Source organism: Bacillus sp. FSL P2-0069 (genome assembly GCF_038593315.1).
Classification (GTDB): Bacteria; Bacillota; Bacilli; order Bacillales; family Bacillaceae; genus Bacillus; species Bacillus safensis.
Window position 1 is genome coordinate 542,071 of sequence record NZ_CP151984.1, and the last position, 19,168, is coordinate 561,238.

Below are 19,168 nucleotides of genomic sequence, written 5' to 3' on the forward strand. Positions count from 1 at the left end.
CTGTAGAGAGCCTGTTTTTTTATGCTTTCACGCATTTTTTCAATAAAAAACCCTACTCAGCGTACAAGTAGGGAGGTGTTACAAGGTAATCGTAAAAAAATTCATGCTTCAAAGGTTTATCAACAGTATAGCATATTGGATTTACAATATGCGGAATTTGCCTAAATAAATTCTTTTTTTCTTTAATAAATTGAAGGATGGACATGTTCGTAGAGAACTTGTATTCAAAAATGGTGAGTGTGGAAGAGGTTCTTAACAGAAACTTTTGATTTGTTTTTCTGTAATTCCTTTGATGACTTCTAATTCACTTAGCAAAAATTCATGGGCATCATCCAGCATTTTCTTTTCACTTGCATTGAGTGCTTTCTCTTTCCTCATACGCATCAGATCACGCACAACTTCAGCACCTTCTTGGATGTTACCCGTTTTTATTTTGTTTGTGTTAATTGTATGCCGTTCTTTCCATGTCAGTAATTGATCTGATTTGCCATGCTGGAAAATGTGCATTACATTCTTTAAAGCCAGTATATCTGTAACAGGTCTAATACGTGAACCTGACATTTTCCGTGTTGGAATCATTACTTTCATATGACTGATTGACATTTTAATCACATAATACTGTTGTTTTTCATCAGAGAATTCTTTTTCTTCTATGGCTTCAATTATACCTGCTCCGTGCATTGGATAAACAATGTTATCACCAATTTGAAACATATCATCCACCTCCATATAATGTATCTACTTTAAGGGTACCACACTTAGAGGTTAAATAATCAAATTTTTAATAATAACATGTTTATTTATTTGTTGTCAATAAATTTTGTTCTAAAAAAGGGAGGTTATTTTGTGGGAATTTTGGATGTGATTTTTTTCATTTGAACATATCCTCCTCGCTATAAGAAAAACAGGATATCCACAATAACAGCTCGGGTGCCAGCCTTTATATCCGTATCAAGTCATTGAAACGTAAACAGCTGTTTATGAGGAAATCATGTTAAAAAAAGACCAGCCATTGAGCTAGTCTTTCAAAAAAGAATCCGATCATAATGTCGAAATATCAATCACAAACCGGTAACGAACATCACTTTTCAGCACCCGTTCATACGCTTCATCAACTTGATTAGCGTTGATCACTTCAATTTGTGGCGCAATGTTATGAGCAGCTGCGAAATCGAGCATTTCTTGTGTTTCTTGGATGCCGCCAACGAGTGAACCAGCTATGCTGCGGCGGCCGGAAATTAATGAAAAGACGTGGAATTGATCCGGCTTAGGCGGTGCACCGACGTTCACCAAGGTTCCATCTACACGGAGTAAGGACAAATAGGCATCCACGTTAATGTTGGCAGAGACCGTATTGAGAATAAGGTCGTACTGACCGGCTAGTGTCTGAAACGTATCAGGATCACTTGTAGCAAAATAGTCTTTTGCACCAAATGATAGGGCCTCTTCTTTTTTATTCAAAGAGCGGCTCAATACCGTCACTTCAGCGCCTAGAGCACTCGCGAATTGAATAGCAACATGGCCGAGCCCGCCCATTCCGACGATCGCAACCTTTTTGCCAGGGCCTGCCTTCCAGTGCTTTAATGGAGAATAAGTTGTAATGCCAGCACAGAGAAGAGGGCTTGCGGCATCAAGGGGCAGTTGATCAGGAATGCTGACGACAAATCGTTCAGTCACGACAATTTTTTGACTGTAGCCGCCATAAGTCGGCTCCCCGTCATAGTCACGGCTGTTATACGTTTGGACGACCCCTTTTGTGCAATACTGCTCGTCTCCATTTTGACAATATTCACAGGTGCCGCAGGAATCCACAAAGCAGCCAACGCCTACACGGTCTCCGATCTGAAACTTCGTCACATCATCCCCTACAGCTGTAACGACCCCAGTGATCTCATGACCTGGAACCATCGGGAAAATGCCGCCGCCCCATTCATCAAAAGCGCTGTGGATATCTGAATGACAGATCCCGCTAAATTGAATATCAATTAAAATATCATGTGGACGAAGCGCTCTTCTTTCAATGGTCGTCCGTTCAAAATTCGCTTTTGCATGTGATACACTTAAAACGTTTGATTGGTGCGTCTGACACATTCTTGATCATCCTTTCAAAAATAAGATTCGATTCTTTCCTCTATACTGTACGTCTTAAAGTGAACTATAAGTCAACAGAAAACCTTCTGTAATAATAAATCCAGGCTGTTACAACATTCTTGATATCAAGAATTGAGCCAAAAGCATCTTGCTTTCTTTTTCAAAATGGAGATGATGAGGAAAGGGAGATCGGAAGGTAAGAGAAAGAAGGAGGGCACAATGAAAATAGCACAAGCAGCAAAACAGCTCGATTTATCCACTGCGACACTTAGATATTACGAGAATATTGGTTTGATTAGGGAAATCAAACGTGATGATCATGGAATTCGTGATTATACAGAGGATGATCTTCAATGGATTGAATTTATCAAGTGTATGAGAAATGCAGGGCTCTCGATTGATGCGCTTAGAGAATATACAGCCTTATTTTTTGAGGATGATGATCATACGTTATCTTCGCGAAAAAACATTTTGGTCAATGAACGAGAAAGACTCGTCCAAAAACAAAAGGAAATCGAAGAGACCATTAAACGATTGGATTTCAAAATAGAAAGTTATGAAGATATTATCCACAATCATGAGAAAAAACTCGCTCATCAGCTGAAAACTCATTCTAATTAAACGAAGAAAAACCTGTGAAAAATCACAGGTTTTTTTGATAGAGTTATCTTTTTGTGTAACGCACCCAGTTATAATGTGCGTGGAGCGGGGTAACACCGTTGTAGGAGCCGAGCCATTCATCGACACCTGCACCATTCCACAGGTTCATCATAATTTTCCCTGGTGTTTGAGGAATTTGAGTGGTGGCGGTATGTTTTAATTGTCCATCGACATACCATTTGATAGAGTTTGGCTGCCAGTCAAATGCATACGTGTGATAAGAGTTCGCTGCATCGAAACCAAGGTTGACGATCTTTTCATGATTTCCTACACCATTGGTATAGTAGTTAAACTGTACCTTTGTCGTGTCTTTTCCTAGAAATTCAATGTCAATCTCATCCCAAGGCGTACCATCAGTCGGTCCCGTATAAGTGAAGAAAGAAGAGACGATCCCCACATTTTTGGCTGGCTTCATGTTGACTTCATATAGCCCATAGCCGTACGTTTGAACGGAGCGGTTTTCTCCGCAGTCAAATTTATTATAGGCGGGACTTGTGAGCGATAAACGCATTTCACCTGATGAGGTCATCGACACGTTATTTGCACGCCACGTACAGTTAAACATGTTTCCATTCGAGTATCCATCGGCTTTTTGCCATAACCCCGTATTATAGTTATTAAAAGGTTCATAAAACGATCCACCCGTTTGTGCCGAGGCACCCGCTGTAAATGTGGACAAACTCAAGACTAATCCAGTGACAAGCAGCATCAACATTCGTTTCATACGGTACATATTCGCATTCTCCTCTCCTTTTATGGAAGCGCTTTCTTTATTGATCATACATGATTCTTTCAAAAGGGAAAATCGGTCTAAATAATGATAAACAGCGTGTATTATTTAATAGAATTGAAAGAAGGATCATAAGTAAAAAATAATGATTGACATTGCGGACAGTTGTCCGTAAGATAATATCGGGACAATTGTCCTAAGAAAAACCTAAAGTGTTTTGATTTAACACATAGAGATGAGTGTCATGTGGATGAAGGTAAAGAAGGTGAGCATGGTGGAAAAGGATATTGGGGAGGAAATTGAAGAGATTGCTTTCTCCTTGTTTCAAGAATTTGGTGTAGAAAATGTCAGCATGCATAAAATTGCGAAAACAGCTGGTGTTGGGCAGGGTACTCTTTACCGCCGCTACGCCAATAAAAGTGATTTGTGCCTTTCTATCCTTGGGGAGAGATTTGAACAGCTGATCCCAGCTTTGCATCTTTACTTGAGCAAAATAAGTGATCAGCCGGTCCGTGAACGTTTGCGCTATGTTCTCGAAGAAATTCATCTCATCGTCGGTCACCATCTAGACTGGATTCGGATACTTACAATATCTGGGAATTTAGAGCAGACAAGTAAAGTGTATGAGAGTCATTACAGTCAATCACTTAGACAAATCATTCGTGATTTGCTTGAGGAAGCGAGAGAAAAGGGAGAAGCGAATATACAGGACATAGAACTGACAACGTTATGTATGTCCTCTCCAATGACGCCTGAGCTCATGTTTTATATACATGAATCTGGCTATTCAATCGAAAGAATCGCTCAATTTGCTGCAGAAAAACAGATTTTATCCGTCTTTCAATAGACATGAAAGTGGCTCATTTCTGACCACCCTGACTTCCTAAGGTTCATCTAAATTGAAAAAGAAAAGGAGCCAACTTAATATGAACAAACAGAAAGCAGCAGCTTCTGACATTCGAACGCTGCCCATAATTATTTCTTTTATCACGGCTGGATTTATTGGCCTGTTCAGTGAAACGGCATTAAACATGGCGCTGAGAAGTTTAACGTTAGACTTTGGAATTGAAGCGACGACTGCTCAGTGGCTGACAACAGGATATTTATTAACACTTGGTATTCTCGTACCGATTTCAGGACTCATTCTTCAATGGTTTACGACAAGACAGCTTTTCATTACATCGCTCGTCTTTTCAATCATCGGAACATTTATTGCGGCGGTTGCGCCGGTCTTTAGTATTTTAATGGTAGCACGTGTCGTGCAGGCAGTCGGTACAGCATTGCTTCTGCCATTGATGTTTAATACGATTTTGGTCATCATCCCGCCTCATAAACGAGGCAGATCGATGGGGATTATTGGTCTTGTGATCATGTTTGCACCAGCAGTCGGTCCAACCGTCTCCGGTCTTATTCTGAAATCGCTGACGTGGCATTGGATTTTCTGGATTTCACTTCCTTTATTAATGGCTGCACTCGTATTTGGTTATATCTTTATGCAAAATATTACAGAACCAACAAGACCGAAAATCGACATCTTATCAATTGTGCTTTCAACCATTGGTTTCGGCGGAATTGTGTATGGCTTTAGCAGTGCCGGTGAAGGCGGCGGCTGGAGCAGTATGCATGTGATCGTGGCAATTGTAGTAGGTGTCATTGGGATTCTTGTGTTCTCTTTAAGACAGTTGAACATGAAAGAACCAATGCTGAACTTAAGCCCGTTTAAATATCCGATGTTTGTCATTGGGTTGCTTCTAATTTTAGTGTGTATGATGGTGATGCTGTCTGCTATGATGATTTTGCCATTGTATCTGCAAACATCCTTGGCGCTTTCTACATTTACAGCAGGTTTAATGCTGTTGCCAGGTGGAATTATCAACGGACTCCTATCTCCAATCATGGGTGGTCTATTTGATAAGTTTGGTCCAAAATGGCTTGTCATTCCAGGTCTTGTCATTGTCGCAGCGACGATGTTTGGCTTTACGAATCTAAGTGTGAATACGTCGATTGGATTCATTGTCACCCTTCATATTACATTAATGATCGGAATCGCGATGATCATGATGCCTGCTCAAACAAATGGATTGAATCAGCTGCCGCCAGAGCTATATCCGCATGGTACAGCGATTATGAATACATTGCAGCAAGTGTCAGGAGCCATTGGTACTGCGGTCGGTATCTCGATCCTTTCTTCAGGCGCCCGCAGCTTTATGGAAAATGTGTCTGATCCCGCAAATCCGGTGAATCAGCTGCTCGCCTTTACAAATGGCGTCCAGCATGCATTTATCTTTGCAGTAATCATGACCATCGTTGGTTTAATTATTGCTTTCTTCATTAAACGAGTGAAGGTAGAACAGCAAGTATCATAAGAGAAATCAAAAGCACTGAGGACATAGCGCCGCAGTGCTTTTTTATTTGCTCAATGCTTGTTTCAAAGAGAGGGAAAAAGGGGAGATAGGTAAAAAGTGAACCAATATAAGTTGCTGTTGATTCGGTAGGAGGAAAAGAGGAAAAGGAAACGAATGAGTAACTAAGAAATGAATAAGATAGGAGTCTGAGATCATGAACTTAGAAGAACAAATCAAAATCGCTGCTTCATTACGCCAGCCATCTGAAGGTTCATTAGCGAGTCAATCGGAACTAAAGCCAGTAAATCCTCCTGAAGTGAACAAAATGGAATATGACATTCCAACAAGTGCTGGCGAAACAAAGGTGTGGGTATTTAAGCCAGTGAACACACAAAAACAGCTGCTTCCTGTTTTTGTGAATTTACATGGCGGCGGATTTATCATGGGCAGTGCTGAAATGGATAATCCCTGGTGTCCAGTCATTGCAGACCGGGCGCAATGTATCGTCGTCAATGTCGAGTATCAGCTTGCACCCGAGCACCCTTTCCCAGCCGCTCTTCATGAATGCTACGATGTACTGAAGTGGCTGTATGAACATCCTGAGGAGCTTCAAATCGATCGGAATGCATTAGCCATTGGCGGACATAGCGCAGGAGGAAATTTGGCAACGGCTGCTTGTCTATTGAATATTCAAAGAGGAAATACACTCCCAATTGCCTATCAAGTGCTTGATTATCCGCCGCTTGATCTAGCCACTGATCCAGCACAAAAGCCAGCGTTTGAAGAAGCGATCCCAGTTGAATTGGCGAGGCTCTTTAATTCCTTCTATCTGCAAGGCCAAGATCCGCACAATCCGCTCGTTTCTCCGGTTTTTGCAGATCGTTCATCCTTAGCACAAATGCCTCCAGCTCTCGTCATCACAGCTGAAAGAGATTCGCTAGCTCAAGAAGCCGAACAATATGCGAAGAAGTTAAAAGAAGCAGGGGTAGATGTCACGTACAGACAGTTTAAAGGAGTTCCTCACGGCTTCACACACGCCGGAGATTTAGCCATAGCTGAAGAGGCTTGGCATTTGATGGGGGATCAACTAAAGAAAGCGTTTGAATAAGAAAAGTAGAGTGATTCAAAAGCACAGGAGACAATGGGCCTGTGCTTTTATTACTGTTTCTGAAAAAGAAAAGTGAATGTAAAAAGGGTCAGATATCTTTCCTCGTCGATATAATAGAAAGAATAGATGATCTCTCAAAAGGAGCTAATGAAATGAAAAAAGAACAGCTACAGGCATTTTGTCTTTCTTTAAAAGGAACAACCCATGATTATTAGCCGGAATGGCAGGCAGATCGTTATCATATTGGCGGAAAGATGTTTGCTATGATGGGCGGAGATGCGAATCGAAAGCCTGTCATCACATTAAAATGTGACCCTCAACGTGCTGAAGAACTAAGAGAGATGCATGAAGGAATTATCCCTGGCTACTATATGAATAAGACTCATTGGAATTCCATTTACCTTAATGCAGACATTCCATCCTCATTTGTAGAGGAGTTAATCGAACATTCCTACCAATTGGTTTTTCAAAAATGAACAAAAAAATCTCAACATGATATCCTCCAAAATGATTCAAAAGGAAATGACTGAGGAGCTGTCCTAAGTTAGACATGCTGCCCTTTGACTCTCTTCAAAATTGACTTGAGCGAAACGCTGTCGTTATAATTTAACCAGTTAGAAGACGCGAATAGGGGGATATAAAATGAGTTATACAGTCATTACAGGAGCAAGCTCAGGTATTGGATATGAGGCGGCTCTCGCCTTTGCAGCACGAGGGAAAAATCTTATATTAGCTGCACGCCGGCTCGATAAACTCCAAGAATTGAAAAAGAAGATTCATGATCAATATCCCGATATCAAAGTAGTCATACAGTCAGTCGATTTAACAAACATAGAGCAAGTGTATTCATTTTATGAGTCATTGTCTGATTATGAGCTGGATACGTTCATTAATAATGCAGGGTTTGGTCACTTTGGTTCTATAGGAGAACAAGATTTAAGTAAAATAGGGGATATGCTTCATCTGAATATCGAAGCATTAACGATTCTATCCACCTTATTTGTCCGTGATTATGAGCAAGTAGAGGGAGCGCAGCTCATTAACATTTCTTCACGAGCTGGCTATACAGTCGTCGGCAATGCCGTCACCTATTCGGCCACGAAGTTTTACGTGAGTGCCTTTACAGAAGGACTGGCACTAGAGTTGAAAGAAAAGGGAGCTAAGTTACAGGCAAAAATATTAGCACCTTCCGCGACAGAATCAGAATTTGCAAAGCGTTCATTGGATGTAGACGAATTTGAATATGAAGGCAATTTCAAGAAATATCATACATCAAAAGAAATGGCAGCTTGTCTGCTTGAGCTTTATGACAGTGAAAAAACAGTCGGTATTGTGGACGGAAAGACATTCGAATTTGAATTAAATGATCCGATCTTTTCACATGCTGGTACAAGTATGAAATAACGATTCCCATCACTGAGGTAGATTTCCTCAGTGATTTTTTTATGGTGTGATTGACTGTGTGTACAAGCATAGGAGGGGATATGGTGACGTATGTAACAAGTGGAGAGGTATGTCAGCTACCCTTACTAGATTAACAGTGATCACTGCACTGAAAGATGTCTGCTGGGTCAAGCGTATTTGGATCACTGAAAACGCATAATAAAAACAACCTACACATTAAATGCTTTTTTGCTGTAGTAAAGACATATATTAAAATATGAAAACCACTCAGAATAAAACCTGAGTGGTCTTTGTCCATTTAAATGTCATTAAAATCTAATCCAAGATTCTTTTTCATTTGAATCTCTAAGTAATCTCTTTTTAAAAATTTTCCGTTTCGAAATTCTGGAGAAAAGATTTGAGGATTGAACAATTCTAGTCCGTTTTCAATCCAATGTTTTCTCCAAATGATATGGGATTTTTCAACAATTTCTTGGTCTGTTAACCCTTCATGATCAAATTCATCACAATCAAAATCATCTACTCCGAACTCAAAACCGCAACATGGACAAATCTCGTTACTACCTGCAAAATCGGAATAGTAAGGTCTTTCTTCTAATTCATTATAGCCACAAATTAAACAAACGTTTTTATTCATTTCTACTGGTCCTTCCAATAATTAATTCCTCTTTTAGGCTTGAAAAAAGTGATAATGACATCTTTATCTTTTTGTTTCTCTACAGATAAAAATTCATTTGTTTTTTTATTATATTTATAATAACGGTGTTTACCATTAAATTTTTTCTTGCTTTTCTTTTCTAAAATATTGTTGCTCTTACTTGCTCCTAATAGTTTGCGTGCTTTATTTAAATACTCAGATTTGGTAATGTTACCAAATTCTTTTTTGTGTTTCTTATAATGATAGTCTAGTCGTGACATACTCACTTTTTTGACTGCGTTTGAAGTAGTGGTTTTCTTACCATGTTTTTTAACAGCATTTTTAACAGCAGTTTTACCAAACTTCTTTATTGCTTGGTTAATTCCAACACGAGCAATATAGATTGCTACGACTACTAAAGGATACCATGATGCTTGAATTTGTGAGTCACTTACTGTGTACTCCTCGCCAGTTTCAATATCCACTAATAAGAGATGAGGGTCACTTTTTTCAGCAACATCAATATCTGTTATTTCAAAATTATATTTTACAGTCTCTTTTGTGTCTTCATCAACAATTTCAGCCTCAACCATTGGTAATTGTTCTGATTCTTGAGATAAAATCACTTTACTGTTGATCAATAAATTTTCGTTTTCAACACTTACTTCAAGTTCCTGTTCATTATTCGTGTTTTTTATGACCTCTGTACTATGCAATTCTCCCGTGTTTTGTAGAGTGTTAATAGCATTTGAATTAATTTCGTCATGTTCATTTGAATTCATAGTCGCATTAGAAATGCTAGGTCCAATAATTGAAAATATCATTACTAAACATATTACTTTAATAATATTCTTAAACATCATATACTCCTAATTCTTATTTAATAATAGTCCATAACCATAGGTTGAATCTCGTTCGTCATTATTCAGCGTTTGAGTTTTCTGTTTTAATCTGTGAAGAATATCTTTAAAAGGTAGCGAAAAGTCATCTGGTATTAGCTTGGAAATATACCCTGTAGCATTTGCTGTAGCAAAAGAAGTACCGCTTAAAACTTTAACTTCAGCCAATTTTTTTATTTTCACTGTTTCTACATCTACACCAAGAGAAACAAAGTCGATTTTTCCTTTAGCTGCAAATTTATATATCTTATTTTTAGAATCAACAGCAGAAATAGAAATCACGTTATTATAACGAGCAGGATAATCACTTTTTAAACCAAATTTATTACCTGCAGCAGCTATAATTAAAATATTATGACTAACGACTTCGTCAATCTTTTTTTTAAGTTTTACATTATTCTCAGAAAGACCAAAACTCATATTGATGAGATTCACTTTGTTTTCAATACACCAATCTAATGCTTTTATTAAAGTTTCTACACTTGTGTTTCCATTCTCGTCTAAAATATTTCCATCATAAAAATCTATGTTCTCATTGTTTTTATTAATAATTTCAGCAATAGCAGAACCATGTCCGAAAGAATCCATCACTGTTTGTTTATTATCAAAGCGCTTTATAACAGAAACATCAACATGATTTACGTCAATACCGCTATCTATGACTGCTATTTTAATGTTGTGATCATTTTTAGGTATGTAAATGAAAACAATTGTGAATATGATGAACAAGAAAAGAAAAATAAACTTTATTTTCATATTACCTCCTTTATAGTATATTCTACTCACGTAATTAACTTTTTCCATATATAAATAATTTTGTTAAGGTAAATTTAAGGTTAATTAGTTTATTTTTATAATTTTGTTTATATTTTAAAGTAACTCATTAAAAATATAAAGATTATTCCTAGCATTTGGTTCTATACCTTTAGCCTCATGCCGATGAATGAAGGTATGGTATAAAGTAAAGCCTATAGAAAGAGATTTAGCCATGAAATCCATCAAATGAGGAAAAGAGATGATCCAATGAACATGACAAAATGGTTAGGTGCTGTCCTTCTTTCTGTTTTATTACTGGTGACAGCAGCCTGTGCGAACACGGGCACTCAAGAGAATAGTCAAAATGAAAAAGAAAACGCATCCAATGAAACAAAAGAGAAAAACAAGGTCGTTGAAACAGGGAATAAGTCCTTATCAAATATTAAGGTATTAGCCACAGGCGGGACGATTGCTGGCAGTTCAGACAGTGATACAGATACGACGGGCTATAAATCTGGTTCACTCGGCATTGATAAAGTCATTGCTTCCGTTCCACAGCTGAAGGATATTGCAAATGTCACGGGTGAGCAGGTTGCGAATGTCGGCAGTGAAAATGTTGATAACGCTCTTCTTTTAAAATTAGCCAAGCGAGTGAATGAACTATTAAAAGATGATCAAGTAGATGGCATTGTCATCACGCATGGAACAGATACACTTGAAGAAACAGCTTACTTTTTACATCTGGTTGTTAAAAGTGATAAGCCTGTGGTGGTCGTTGGCTCAATGAGACCAGCATCGGCAATCAGTGCGGATGGTCCGCTTAACTTGTATCATGCGGTGAAAATTGCATCAGCCAAAGAAGCAAAGGGCAAAGGGGTCATGGTCACATTAAATGACCGAATTGCATCAGCTCGATTTGTTACAAAAACAAACACGACCACAACCGATGCCTTCAAGTCACTTGAGCAAGGATACATCGGAGAAGTTACTGGTGAAGTGGTGTCCTTTTATAACGAACCGACAAGAAAACATACGACTGAAAGTGAATTTGATGTATCAAAGATAAAAGAATTGCCGCAAGTTGATATTTTATACGGCTATCAAAATGATCAAAAATATATGTATGATGCCGCAGTCAAAGCAGGTGCGAAAGGGATTGTCGTGGCTGCAGCTGGAAATGGAACGATGTCTACAGAAGCCATCAAAGGGGCAACAGATGCAGTGAAAAAAGATGTGGTTGTTGTGAGATCAAGCCGTACGGGGAATGGAATTGTCACCCGCGAAAAAACGGATGATGAACATCACTTTGTGTCCTCTGATTCATTAAACCCGCAAAAAGCACGTATTCTGCTCATGCTGGCACTGACGAAGACAAAAGATCCAGTTAAAGTGCAAAGGTATTATGAACAGTATTAATGAAGAAAAAGACCCAAGTCATATTGGGTCTTTTTTTATGCATGTTTCTGATGTTCAGCACGTTCCTTTAAAGAGAGTAAAATATCTCGCCAAATATCGTCTACATCAGTAAGAAAGTGCCCCGCTTGATCTATATAATGGGTTTTGACATTTGGAATCGCCTGAGCTATTTTTTCTATTTCTACAAATGGAGCCATTGTATCTTCTTTTCCATGCCATACATCAACAGGGATTTGAACATCTTTCATATCGAATGCCCATGGTTTCGAGAGTAAAATGGGTTCACGAATACATTCATCCACTGATTGACGAGTCGCTTCGTGTAAATGTGTCATCATCATCTCTAACTGCTCATCGGTTTGAAGGAATTGCCGATCCCATGGATGTAAATGCTTGTTCCCGTTTTTGGCCAGTTTTTTAAATTTCTCTGGTTTGTTCTCAATCAATTTTTTCTGGGAACGATAGCTTGCTTTCAATAGCCAAGGAAACTTCTTACTAAGGAAAAAGGCTAATTTATTTTCTTTTAGCATGCTTTTTGGCGGTTTTCCGCCTTGAAAAGGGGTTGTGCTTGAGATCAGAGCGGCTGAAAGGACGCGATCCGGCAATTGATAGGCACAACCAGCTGCGAATGCGCCGCCTCCAGATACACCCATCACTGAAAAATGTTGAATGCCAAGATTATCTGCCACTTCCAGCACGTCTTTTGCCCAGTCTAAAATTGTACGGTCAGGTAGAGGGGTGGATAAACCGAATCCAGGTCGATCCAAACAGATGAGACGAATGCCGAGCTTTTGAGAGATTGGATCATCATCTAAAAACATCACTCTTGATCCAGGTGTTCCATGAAAAAAGAAAATTGGAAACCCCTCAAGATCACCGTATTGAATCAAACCAATGTACCGGCCATCTTGTAAATGAATGCTTTGCATATTTTCACCTCCTTAATATTTTAGATAACTTAAATATCAGTGAGAGAAACACCGTATTAAGGTGCTTCTTTCGCAATCTGATAGATTTTTTCGTATAGAGATAGTAATGTTTTTAAATCTTCTTTTGGAAGCTTTGCATAATATTTTTGAATAAGGTGCAATTGAATGTCTTCTGTATTCTTGTGGTAGTCATGGCCCTTTTGAGCAAAATCAACAATGATTTCTCTTCGGTTATGTGGATTAATTTCTCGTTTGACATAGCCGAGCTGCTCAAGCTTTGATACAAGCTGGCTAGCTGCGCTGGCAGAAATCGAAAAGTAATCAGCTAATTCATTGATTGTTCTCGTTTTCGTGCGCAGCAGCTCAAGTGTCAGCTCTTGTTTGGCTGATAAATCTGCATACTCATGTTTTAAAAATCGTTGATACTCTTCTACATAAATTGAGCCTAGAGCATTCGAGTATTCAATGATCTTTTTACCGTAATGAATGATTTCCTCATCCAATGACATCACCTCTCTTCTATTATAGGCAATCTTTATATTTAAGTGAAGTTAAATATAAAGAAAAGTTAAATGAATGACGGATATATTTGAAAGGAGATCACCGGTATATCCACTTTTTCATCAAAAAGGGACATAGTATACTTCCCATGACCCCTGCACATTCATAAAATGTGGTTGGTTTGAATTTGAACACGTAGTACGCCAAAGCAGCCATGAAAAGGTCGCAGAAGAAAAATACATATAAGTCCTTTTTGGTGATAGCGCAAATGACTGTTCTGTTTGTTTTCACATGAATCACTCCTTATGAAGTCGATGACCTTTTCATTGTATTATAAGGAAAATCCATTTATAATTAAAAATAAACCAACTGGTCGGTTTTATTTAGTCTGCATGAAGAAATGCAGGGTAGAAAGGGATTGTGACACATGACAAGTACACAAAGCGGGGCTGGAAAGAGTGAGAAGACGAAGCAAAAAATCGTCACCGCTTCTCGTGATTTATTTGCGAAAAAAGGTTATTCAGAAACATCCGTGCGTGATATTTTAGAGGCTGCTGAGGTGAGTAAAGGCAATCTCTATCATCATTTCAAAGGAAAAGAGTTTTTGTTTCTTCATATTATGGAAGAGGATCATCGTTTGATGATGGAAACGTGGCAAGAGGAGAAGAAAACACTGAACCGAGCTATCGACAAGCTTGCCGGGTTTGCAGAACTGCTCAGTCAAATGGGCATTAACTACCCATTAATGAGAGCGAGTGAGGAATTTTGTGCCAGTGCCTTTACATCAGACGAAGTCATGGAACGGCTGAACAAGATTGATGTCGATTTTGATGATGTGATGAGAGATATCTTACTTGAAGGAAACAAAGATGGCAGCTGGTCAATCCAGCATGTGGAGTCAAAAGTGAAAATATTACTTTCCGTTTTTTATGGATTAGACGTGTTATATAAAAATGACACCATCGAGCAGAAGAAAGAGTTACAAAAAGAGGCGATCTCATTGTTTATTCACGGAATCAACCATCATGAGTAACAAGTGAGTCAGTAAAGGGGAAACAAACATCATGCAAAAACCGATTCGTGAGCAAAAAGCAGTACTCGTTATTTTATTAAGTAATATATTTATTGCGTTTTTAGGCATCGGTCTCATTATTCCTGTCATGCCGCTATTCATGAATGTCATGCATCTAACAGGAAGTACAATGGGATACCTTGTGGCGGCGTTTGCCGTTGCTCAGCTCATCGCATCACCTATTGCAGGTAGATGGGTAGACCGCTACGGAAGAAAGATTATGATTGTGTCTGGGCTGTTTCTATTCGCATTATCAGAACTCGTTTTTGGTCTTGGTACACACGTGTATGTTCTGTATGTTGCAAGGCTTCTAGGCGGTATTAGTGCGGCATTTATTATGCCGGCTGTCACTGCGTATGTCGCAGATATTACGACCGTTCAAGAAAGATCAAAGGCGATGGGTTATGTCTCTGCGGCCATTAGTACCGGTTTTATCATTGGCCCGGGAATTGGCGGGTTTATTGCAGAATACGGCGTACGCCTGCCATTCTTCTTTGCGGCAGGGATTGCGTTTATTGCCGTTATTTCGTCTATGTTTATGCTGAAGGAGCCTTTAACAAAAGAAGAGCGAGCGAAGCAAATGAATGAAGTGAAAGAATCGACTTTCTTTAAAGATTTGAAAAAATCAATTCATCCAAGCTACCTCATCGCCTTTATCATTGTGTTTGTCCTCGCATTTGGACTATCTGCATATGAAACAGTCTTTAGCTTGTTCACAAATCATAAGTTTGGATTTGGTCCAAAAGATATTGCCGTGATCATTACCGTCAGCTCGATTGTGGCTGTCATCATACAAGTACTTGTGTTTGGTAAACTGGTAAATGCCCTAGGAGAAAAAAGAGTCATTCAGCTATGTCTGATTATCGGGGCTGTCCTTGCTTTCGTTTCAACTGTTGTTTCAGGCTTTTTGGTTGTTCTGATTGTCACATGTGTCATTTTCCTTGCGTTTGATTTATTACGTCCAGCATTAACGACCTTCTTATCTAAAATCGCTGGCAACCAGCAAGGATTTGTCGCAGGAATGAACTCCACCTACACAAGCCTAGGTACGATTTTCGGGCCGGCACTTGGCGGCATCTTATTTGACCAAAATATTCACTTCCCATTTCTATTCGCAGGTGTTGTCTTATTTCTTGGATTAGGCTTAACCCTGATTTGGAAGGGAAAAGTGTCAGAAGAGGCAGCGACAGAATAATGTCATGCAGAAGTAAGAGACCTTTTAACTAAGGTCTCTTTTTTTAATTGCGTTATTGATGCAGAAGAATTCCTTTTGCTGAAAAGAGACCTGAATGTCAGCAGCTTTTTCTTTATAATGGAAGGAAAGGAGGAGAAATCGTGCATCTCTTAGAACGGCAAAAGACACCATCAATGAAAAAAGGAATTCGGCAGATTGATCCGGCATATCCAGTGTTTGTAGATGCGGTCATGGATGGTTTTATTCAAGGAAATCTTTATGTAGATAATGAAGCGCATCCGCTTGTTTATTTTCTCGAAGCTTCATGCGGCATTTATTATGTAGCAGGAAGGAATGAAGCGGAGCTGTTACGCTGCTCAGCCTTCATTGTGGATGTGTACGAAAGGCAGAAAAGACAAAACGGCCGATTCACCTTATTTTCAGCAAATCCATTAACAGATGCAATGATGAAAAAATGTCTTGGGTTACATCTGAATGAAATGGAAAGACATGCGTACGTTTATTCACAGGCATATTCTCATGCCACTCAGCCTCATCCAGGCTATAGAGTAGAGCGGACAAATGAGCAGGTGATGACTGCAAGCAGTGCTTTCCCTCCTAGCTATTACGAAGCCTATTGGGGAGAAACAGCTCGTTTTCTATCAAAGGGAATCGGGATTGCCATTTTAAATGGAGAGAACGTGGTCAGTGAATGCGTCTCTATTTTTTCAAGTATGGATCGTGCGGAGATAGATATTTGGACAGATGAGTCTTATCGCGGAAAAGGTTTGGCGCTGCTGTCAGCTCAGCATATGATCAGCACCTGTCTTGAAAAAAAGAGGACACCGCATTGGGATTGCGATGTCCATCACCTAGCTTCAATCAAACTGGCAGAGAAGTTAGGCTTTCAGAGGCTCAAAACCTATCGATTGTTTTATGGTTCAAGATGAGAAGGTTTTGAGATACCAAGCATCCATTGCAGAATGCTCAGAGCCTTCAAGCGGTTCTGAAAGAATAGAAAAGCCATATCGCTGATAAAGGCCTATAGCTGCTGTTAATTCCCGGCGGGTTTCTAAATAACACGCTTCGTAGTATGCAGAGGCATATTCCAGCGCCGTATCCATCAGTTTTTTGCCCGCACCTTTTCCTTGTGCTTTTGGACTTAAATAAAGCTTTTGTAATTCACATACTCCCTTTGTAAATGGAGCAATCCCTACACCGCCCACAATCTCACCCTGCTCTTCAGCAATCCAATAGGCTGCATGAGTCAATGATTGATAGTATTCGAAAAGCTGGTCAAGTTGGGGATCAGTGTAGGCTGTTCCTTCAATCGCTAGATTCGCTGATTCTAGTGACTGGCGGATAATCGCTGCGATATACGGGTTGTCTTTTTGCTCAATGGGTCTAATGTTCATTTGAAGTACCTCCATTGTTATGGGTTAGGAGTTGATATCACATGTTCTGGCTGCAAACCGCCTTTTTTACAATCGTTGTCTTGTGTCTCTCATGGTGGGCAGGGAAAAGACGCCGGCAGCGCCATGCGGGGTTCATTGTCCCAATATGCTTGATTTTATTTGGTTTGGTTTTATTGATTGTTAGTTTTTTTATTGGCAGATGGGAAGGCATGGTGCTTAGTCTAGCGAGTATCTCTATCGTTCTCTCTTCCATTATTTGTTTAATCATCGTCACTGGAATTCAATTTTTTAAAAAAGATGACCCTTCTTAAGCAGGAGCATCTGTATTCATCATGTTTTTATATTCTTCACGAAGGATGCCCATGATGATGACATCTGAGTATGTACCGTTGAAATAGAGCGCTTGGCGTCTTTTTCCTTCGTATTGAAATCCGGCTTTCTCATAGCTTCGAAAGGCCCTTGGATTGTGGGAAAAGACTTCAAGCTCAAGACGGTTGAGTTCTAATGTGTCAAAGGCAAATGCTTGAACCATCCGAACAGCTTCAGTGCCATAGCCTTTTTGAAAATGCTCTGGCCCGTGAAGCGCAATGCGGAAGCTTGCCGTATGATTGATTGGATCAATGTCCACAATCGCCGCATCTCCAATCATCTCTTTCGTGTCTAGCAGACAAATGGCGAAATCTCGTCTGCTGTCATCTTGCAAAAAGCGAGTATAGGCGGAGCGAATTTCTTCTAGTGTGAACGTTTTGCGTGTGCCAGTCATATAAAGTGTTTCTGCATGCTGGCATCCTCTTTGAATACCAGGATAATCTTGCTCTTCAATCGGTCTCAAAAATATACGAGTCATGACGGATCACCCTCCTCTATATATCGAGAGATTTCAATTAAATTCAGATCAGGATCACGGATATAAACAGATTCAATTGGACCTAATGTACCTGTGCGTCTGACCGGCCCCTCTTCAATGGGGACCACTTGCTTCCGGAGGTGCAGCAGCAAACTGTCCATGTCTAAATCGGTGATAAAGCACAAATCATGAGATCCAGGAAGAGGATGAGCTGCTTTTGGCTCAAATTCATGACCAGCTTCATGAAGGTTGATCTTCTGTAAACCAAAACGAAGCGCTTTACGGCCTTCACCAAAAGTTTCTTCCTTCATCCCTAATACGTTTGTATAAAAGCGAATGGTGTCCTCCATATGTTGTACAGTCAACACGATATGATCAAGTCGTCGTATCATCAGTCTCTCCTCCAAGTATGATCATTGATTGAACTGACTCTATTATATCATCACCTGAAGAGGATACCTTATTTAATCACGGTTTTATAGCTCCAGCTTTCCAAGGACATTTCCTTTCCACGCAGTACCCTTTCATCAAACTCCATCCAGCCATTTTTTCGGTAGAAATGACGATTGGCCTCGTTGTGTGTCATCAGTGTAAACAGTCCGCCGCCTTGCCGGGCGATAAAGGGAAAAAGGCATTGCTTTAACATGCGGCTTCCGAGTTTTTTTCCTTGCTGGTCTTTTGCCACGACAAGTGCTTCTAAATACCAGTAAGGCTGCTTTAAGGAAGAACATGCCTTTTTCGCCTCCTTTAACACACGGAACACATGCTGAACCGCCGATATACCGCCAATGAAGAGCAGCTTTAACCCACCTGATAACACATAATCCATGAAGCTTGGTTCAGGAAGACGCGGATGCTTTAAAAGGGCAGCAGACACAATGTTCTCGTTTTCAACCCCGACCAAACAGATTTGATGCTGAAAATACACCTTTGTATTGACCAAATGCAGCTGACGAGCGAAAGCAGACCGGTTTGAGACCTTTTCACATAATAGGTCAAAAAATGAATAGTCCTGAAACGAATCATCTAACAACTCTGCCACTTGAGGCAGTTCATCCTCTCTAGCAAGTCTAAAATGAAACATATAATGGTCCTCCTTTACTGAACACATATAGATTATTGAACATGTGTTGAGTATAATAAGAAGTAAACCAATCGAACATCGGCAATGGATGAGATCCTGT

The 19,168-nt window shown here is 39.7% G+C and carries 22 protein-coding genes and 1 pseudogene; 11 read left to right on the top strand and 12 right to left on the bottom strand.

Translation table 11 applies throughout. The features are described from left to right. Positions 1–252: 252 nt before the first annotated feature. Entirely contained in the window at positions 253–714 is a 462-nt protein-coding gene (locus NSQ34_RS02650) for a CarD family transcriptional regulator (protein WP_101677100.1), read from the bottom strand. 327 nt (positions 715–1,041) lie between these two features. Then, complete coding sequence (locus NSQ34_RS02655; protein WP_176967297.1) at positions 1,042–2,091, bottom strand: NAD(P)-dependent alcohol dehydrogenase; 1,050 nt, start codon at positions 2,089–2,091, stop codon at positions 1,042–1,044. A 219-nt stretch (positions 2,092–2,310) separates the two neighbouring features. Between NSQ34_RS02655 and NSQ34_RS02660 the strand changes: the two genes are divergently transcribed. Continuing rightward, positions 2,311–2,712 (top strand): MerR family transcriptional regulator, encoded by a 402-nt coding sequence (locus NSQ34_RS02660; RefSeq protein WP_008346757.1) that lies wholly within the window; start codon positions 2,311–2,313, stop codon positions 2,710–2,712. 43 nt (positions 2,713–2,755) lie between these two features. Here the strand turns inward: NSQ34_RS02660 and NSQ34_RS02665 are convergent, their stop codons facing one another. After that, entirely contained in the window at positions 2,756–3,484 is a 729-nt protein-coding gene (locus tag NSQ34_RS02665; protein WP_025093569.1) for a glycoside hydrolase family 16 protein, read from the bottom strand. A gap of 271 nt (positions 3,485–3,755) precedes the next feature. On the opposite strand from NSQ34_RS02665, the gene NSQ34_RS02670 reads away from it, so the two are divergent. The 5 genes and pseudogenes from NSQ34_RS02670 (at position 3,756) to NSQ34_RS02690 (ending at position 8,338) form a co-directional block, all read left to right on the top strand. Next, the gene (locus NSQ34_RS02670; protein ID WP_098677671.1) at positions 3,756–4,328 is read left to right on the top strand and encodes a TetR/AcrR family transcriptional regulator; all 573 of its coding nucleotides are present in this window, start codon (positions 3,756–3,758) and stop codon (positions 4,326–4,328) included. Between the two features lie 79 nt (positions 4,329–4,407). Next, complete coding sequence (locus NSQ34_RS02675; protein ID WP_065215272.1) at positions 4,408–5,847, top strand: DHA2 family efflux MFS transporter permease subunit; 1,440 nt, start codon at positions 4,408–4,410, stop codon at positions 5,845–5,847. 193 nt (positions 5,848–6,040) lie between these two features. Further along, positions 6,041–6,934, top strand: coding sequence for an alpha/beta hydrolase (locus tag NSQ34_RS02680; RefSeq protein ID WP_065215271.1), 894 nt, complete (start codon positions 6,041–6,043; stop codon positions 6,932–6,934). Positions 6,935–7,086: 152 nt separating this feature from the next. Continuing rightward, a pseudogene (locus NSQ34_RS02685) lies at positions 7,087–7,410 on the top strand (MmcQ/YjbR family DNA-binding protein). Positions 7,411–7,576: 166 nt separating this feature from the next. Further along, positions 7,577–8,338 (top strand): SDR family NAD(P)-dependent oxidoreductase, encoded by a 762-nt coding sequence (locus NSQ34_RS02690; RefSeq protein ID WP_176967296.1) that lies wholly within the window; start codon positions 7,577–7,579, stop codon positions 8,336–8,338. A 298-nt stretch (positions 8,339–8,636) separates the two neighbouring features. Here the strand turns inward: NSQ34_RS02690 and NSQ34_RS02695 are convergent, their stop codons facing one another. Genes NSQ34_RS02695 through NSQ34_RS02705 form a run of 3 tightly spaced genes read right to left on the bottom strand, consistent with a single transcriptional unit; the run spans position 8,637 to position 10,630 of the window. Further along, positions 8,637–8,993, bottom strand: a complete 357-nt coding sequence (locus NSQ34_RS02695) for a hypothetical protein (protein WP_051627378.1) — start codon at positions 8,991–8,993, stop codon at positions 8,637–8,639. Beyond that, positions 8,978–9,835, bottom strand: coding sequence for an SAR2788 family putative toxin (locus NSQ34_RS02700; RefSeq protein ID WP_176967295.1), 858 nt, complete (start codon positions 9,833–9,835; stop codon positions 8,978–8,980). Before NSQ34_RS02700 ends, NSQ34_RS02695 begins: the two co-directional genes overlap by 16 nt. 9 nt (positions 9,836–9,844) lie before the next feature. Further along, a complete protein-coding gene (locus NSQ34_RS02705; RefSeq protein WP_176967294.1) occupies positions 9,845–10,630 on the bottom strand; it encodes a S8 family serine peptidase in 786 nt (261 codons plus the stop codon). A 267-nt stretch (positions 10,631–10,897) separates the two neighbouring features. On the opposite strand from NSQ34_RS02705, the gene NSQ34_RS02710 reads away from it, so the two are divergent. Continuing rightward, the gene (locus NSQ34_RS02710) at positions 10,898–12,046 is read left to right on the top strand and encodes a type II asparaginase (RefSeq protein ID WP_176967293.1); all 1,149 of its coding nucleotides are present in this window, start codon (positions 10,898–10,900) and stop codon (positions 12,044–12,046) included. A 35-nt stretch (positions 12,047–12,081) separates the two neighbouring features. Here NSQ34_RS02710 and NSQ34_RS02715 read toward each other — a convergent pair whose 3' ends face one another. Beyond that, on the bottom strand, positions 12,082–12,975 hold the full coding sequence (locus NSQ34_RS02715) for an alpha/beta hydrolase (protein WP_176967292.1): 894 nt from the start codon (positions 12,973–12,975) through the stop codon (positions 12,082–12,084). A gap of 56 nt (positions 12,976–13,031) precedes the next feature. After that, the gene (locus NSQ34_RS02720) at positions 13,032–13,484 is read right to left on the bottom strand and encodes a helix-turn-helix domain-containing protein (protein ID WP_034284102.1); all 453 of its coding nucleotides are present in this window, start codon (positions 13,482–13,484) and stop codon (positions 13,032–13,034) included. Positions 13,485–13,903: 419 nt separating this feature from the next. On the opposite strand from NSQ34_RS02720, the gene NSQ34_RS02725 reads away from it, so the two are divergent. The 3 genes from NSQ34_RS02725 (at position 13,904) to NSQ34_RS02735 (ending at position 16,672) form a co-directional block, all read left to right on the top strand. Then, a complete protein-coding gene (locus NSQ34_RS02725; protein ID WP_034284099.1) occupies positions 13,904–14,509 on the top strand; it encodes a TetR/AcrR family transcriptional regulator in 606 nt (201 codons plus the stop codon). A 31-nt stretch (positions 14,510–14,540) separates the two neighbouring features. After that, complete coding sequence (locus NSQ34_RS02730) at positions 14,541–15,743, top strand: MFS transporter (RefSeq protein WP_098677655.1); 1,203 nt, start codon at positions 14,541–14,543, stop codon at positions 15,741–15,743. Positions 15,744–15,883: 140 nt separating this feature from the next. Further along, positions 15,884–16,672 carry a GNAT family N-acetyltransferase gene (locus tag NSQ34_RS02735; protein ID WP_342501029.1) on the top strand — a complete coding sequence of 263 codons (789 nt, stop codon included), beginning with the start codon at positions 15,884–15,886 and terminating at the stop codon, positions 16,670–16,672. On the opposite strand, the gene NSQ34_RS02740 is transcribed toward NSQ34_RS02735, so the two are convergent. Next, positions 16,664–17,137 (bottom strand): GNAT family N-acetyltransferase, encoded by a 474-nt coding sequence (locus NSQ34_RS02740; protein WP_342501030.1) that lies wholly within the window; start codon positions 17,135–17,137, stop codon positions 16,664–16,666. The genes NSQ34_RS02735 and NSQ34_RS02740 overlap by 9 nt on opposite strands. A 41-nt stretch (positions 17,138–17,178) precedes the next feature. Between NSQ34_RS02740 and NSQ34_RS02745 the strand changes: the two genes are divergently transcribed. Next, on the top strand, positions 17,179–17,448 hold the full coding sequence (locus NSQ34_RS02745; protein WP_024425418.1) for a YesK-like family protein: 270 nt from the start codon (positions 17,179–17,181) through the stop codon (positions 17,446–17,448). On the opposite strand, the gene NSQ34_RS02750 is transcribed toward NSQ34_RS02745, so the two are convergent. From NSQ34_RS02750 to NSQ34_RS02760, 3 genes are all read right to left on the bottom strand, one after another. Further along, on the bottom strand, positions 17,445–17,984 hold the full coding sequence (locus NSQ34_RS02750; protein WP_024427798.1) for a GNAT family protein: 540 nt from the start codon (positions 17,982–17,984) through the stop codon (positions 17,445–17,447). The genes NSQ34_RS02745 and NSQ34_RS02750 overlap by 4 nt on opposite strands. Next, positions 17,981–18,376: a VOC family protein gene (locus NSQ34_RS02755; protein WP_024425420.1), complete on the bottom strand. Its 396-nt coding sequence runs from the start codon at positions 18,374–18,376 to the stop codon at positions 17,981–17,983. Before NSQ34_RS02755 ends, NSQ34_RS02750 begins: the two co-directional genes overlap by 4 nt. Before the next feature lie 68 nt (positions 18,377–18,444). Then, the gene (locus NSQ34_RS02760) at positions 18,445–19,068 is read right to left on the bottom strand and encodes a GNAT family N-acetyltransferase (protein ID WP_103132694.1); all 624 of its coding nucleotides are present in this window, start codon (positions 19,066–19,068) and stop codon (positions 18,445–18,447) included. Between the last annotated feature and the right edge of the window lie 100 nt (positions 19,069–19,168).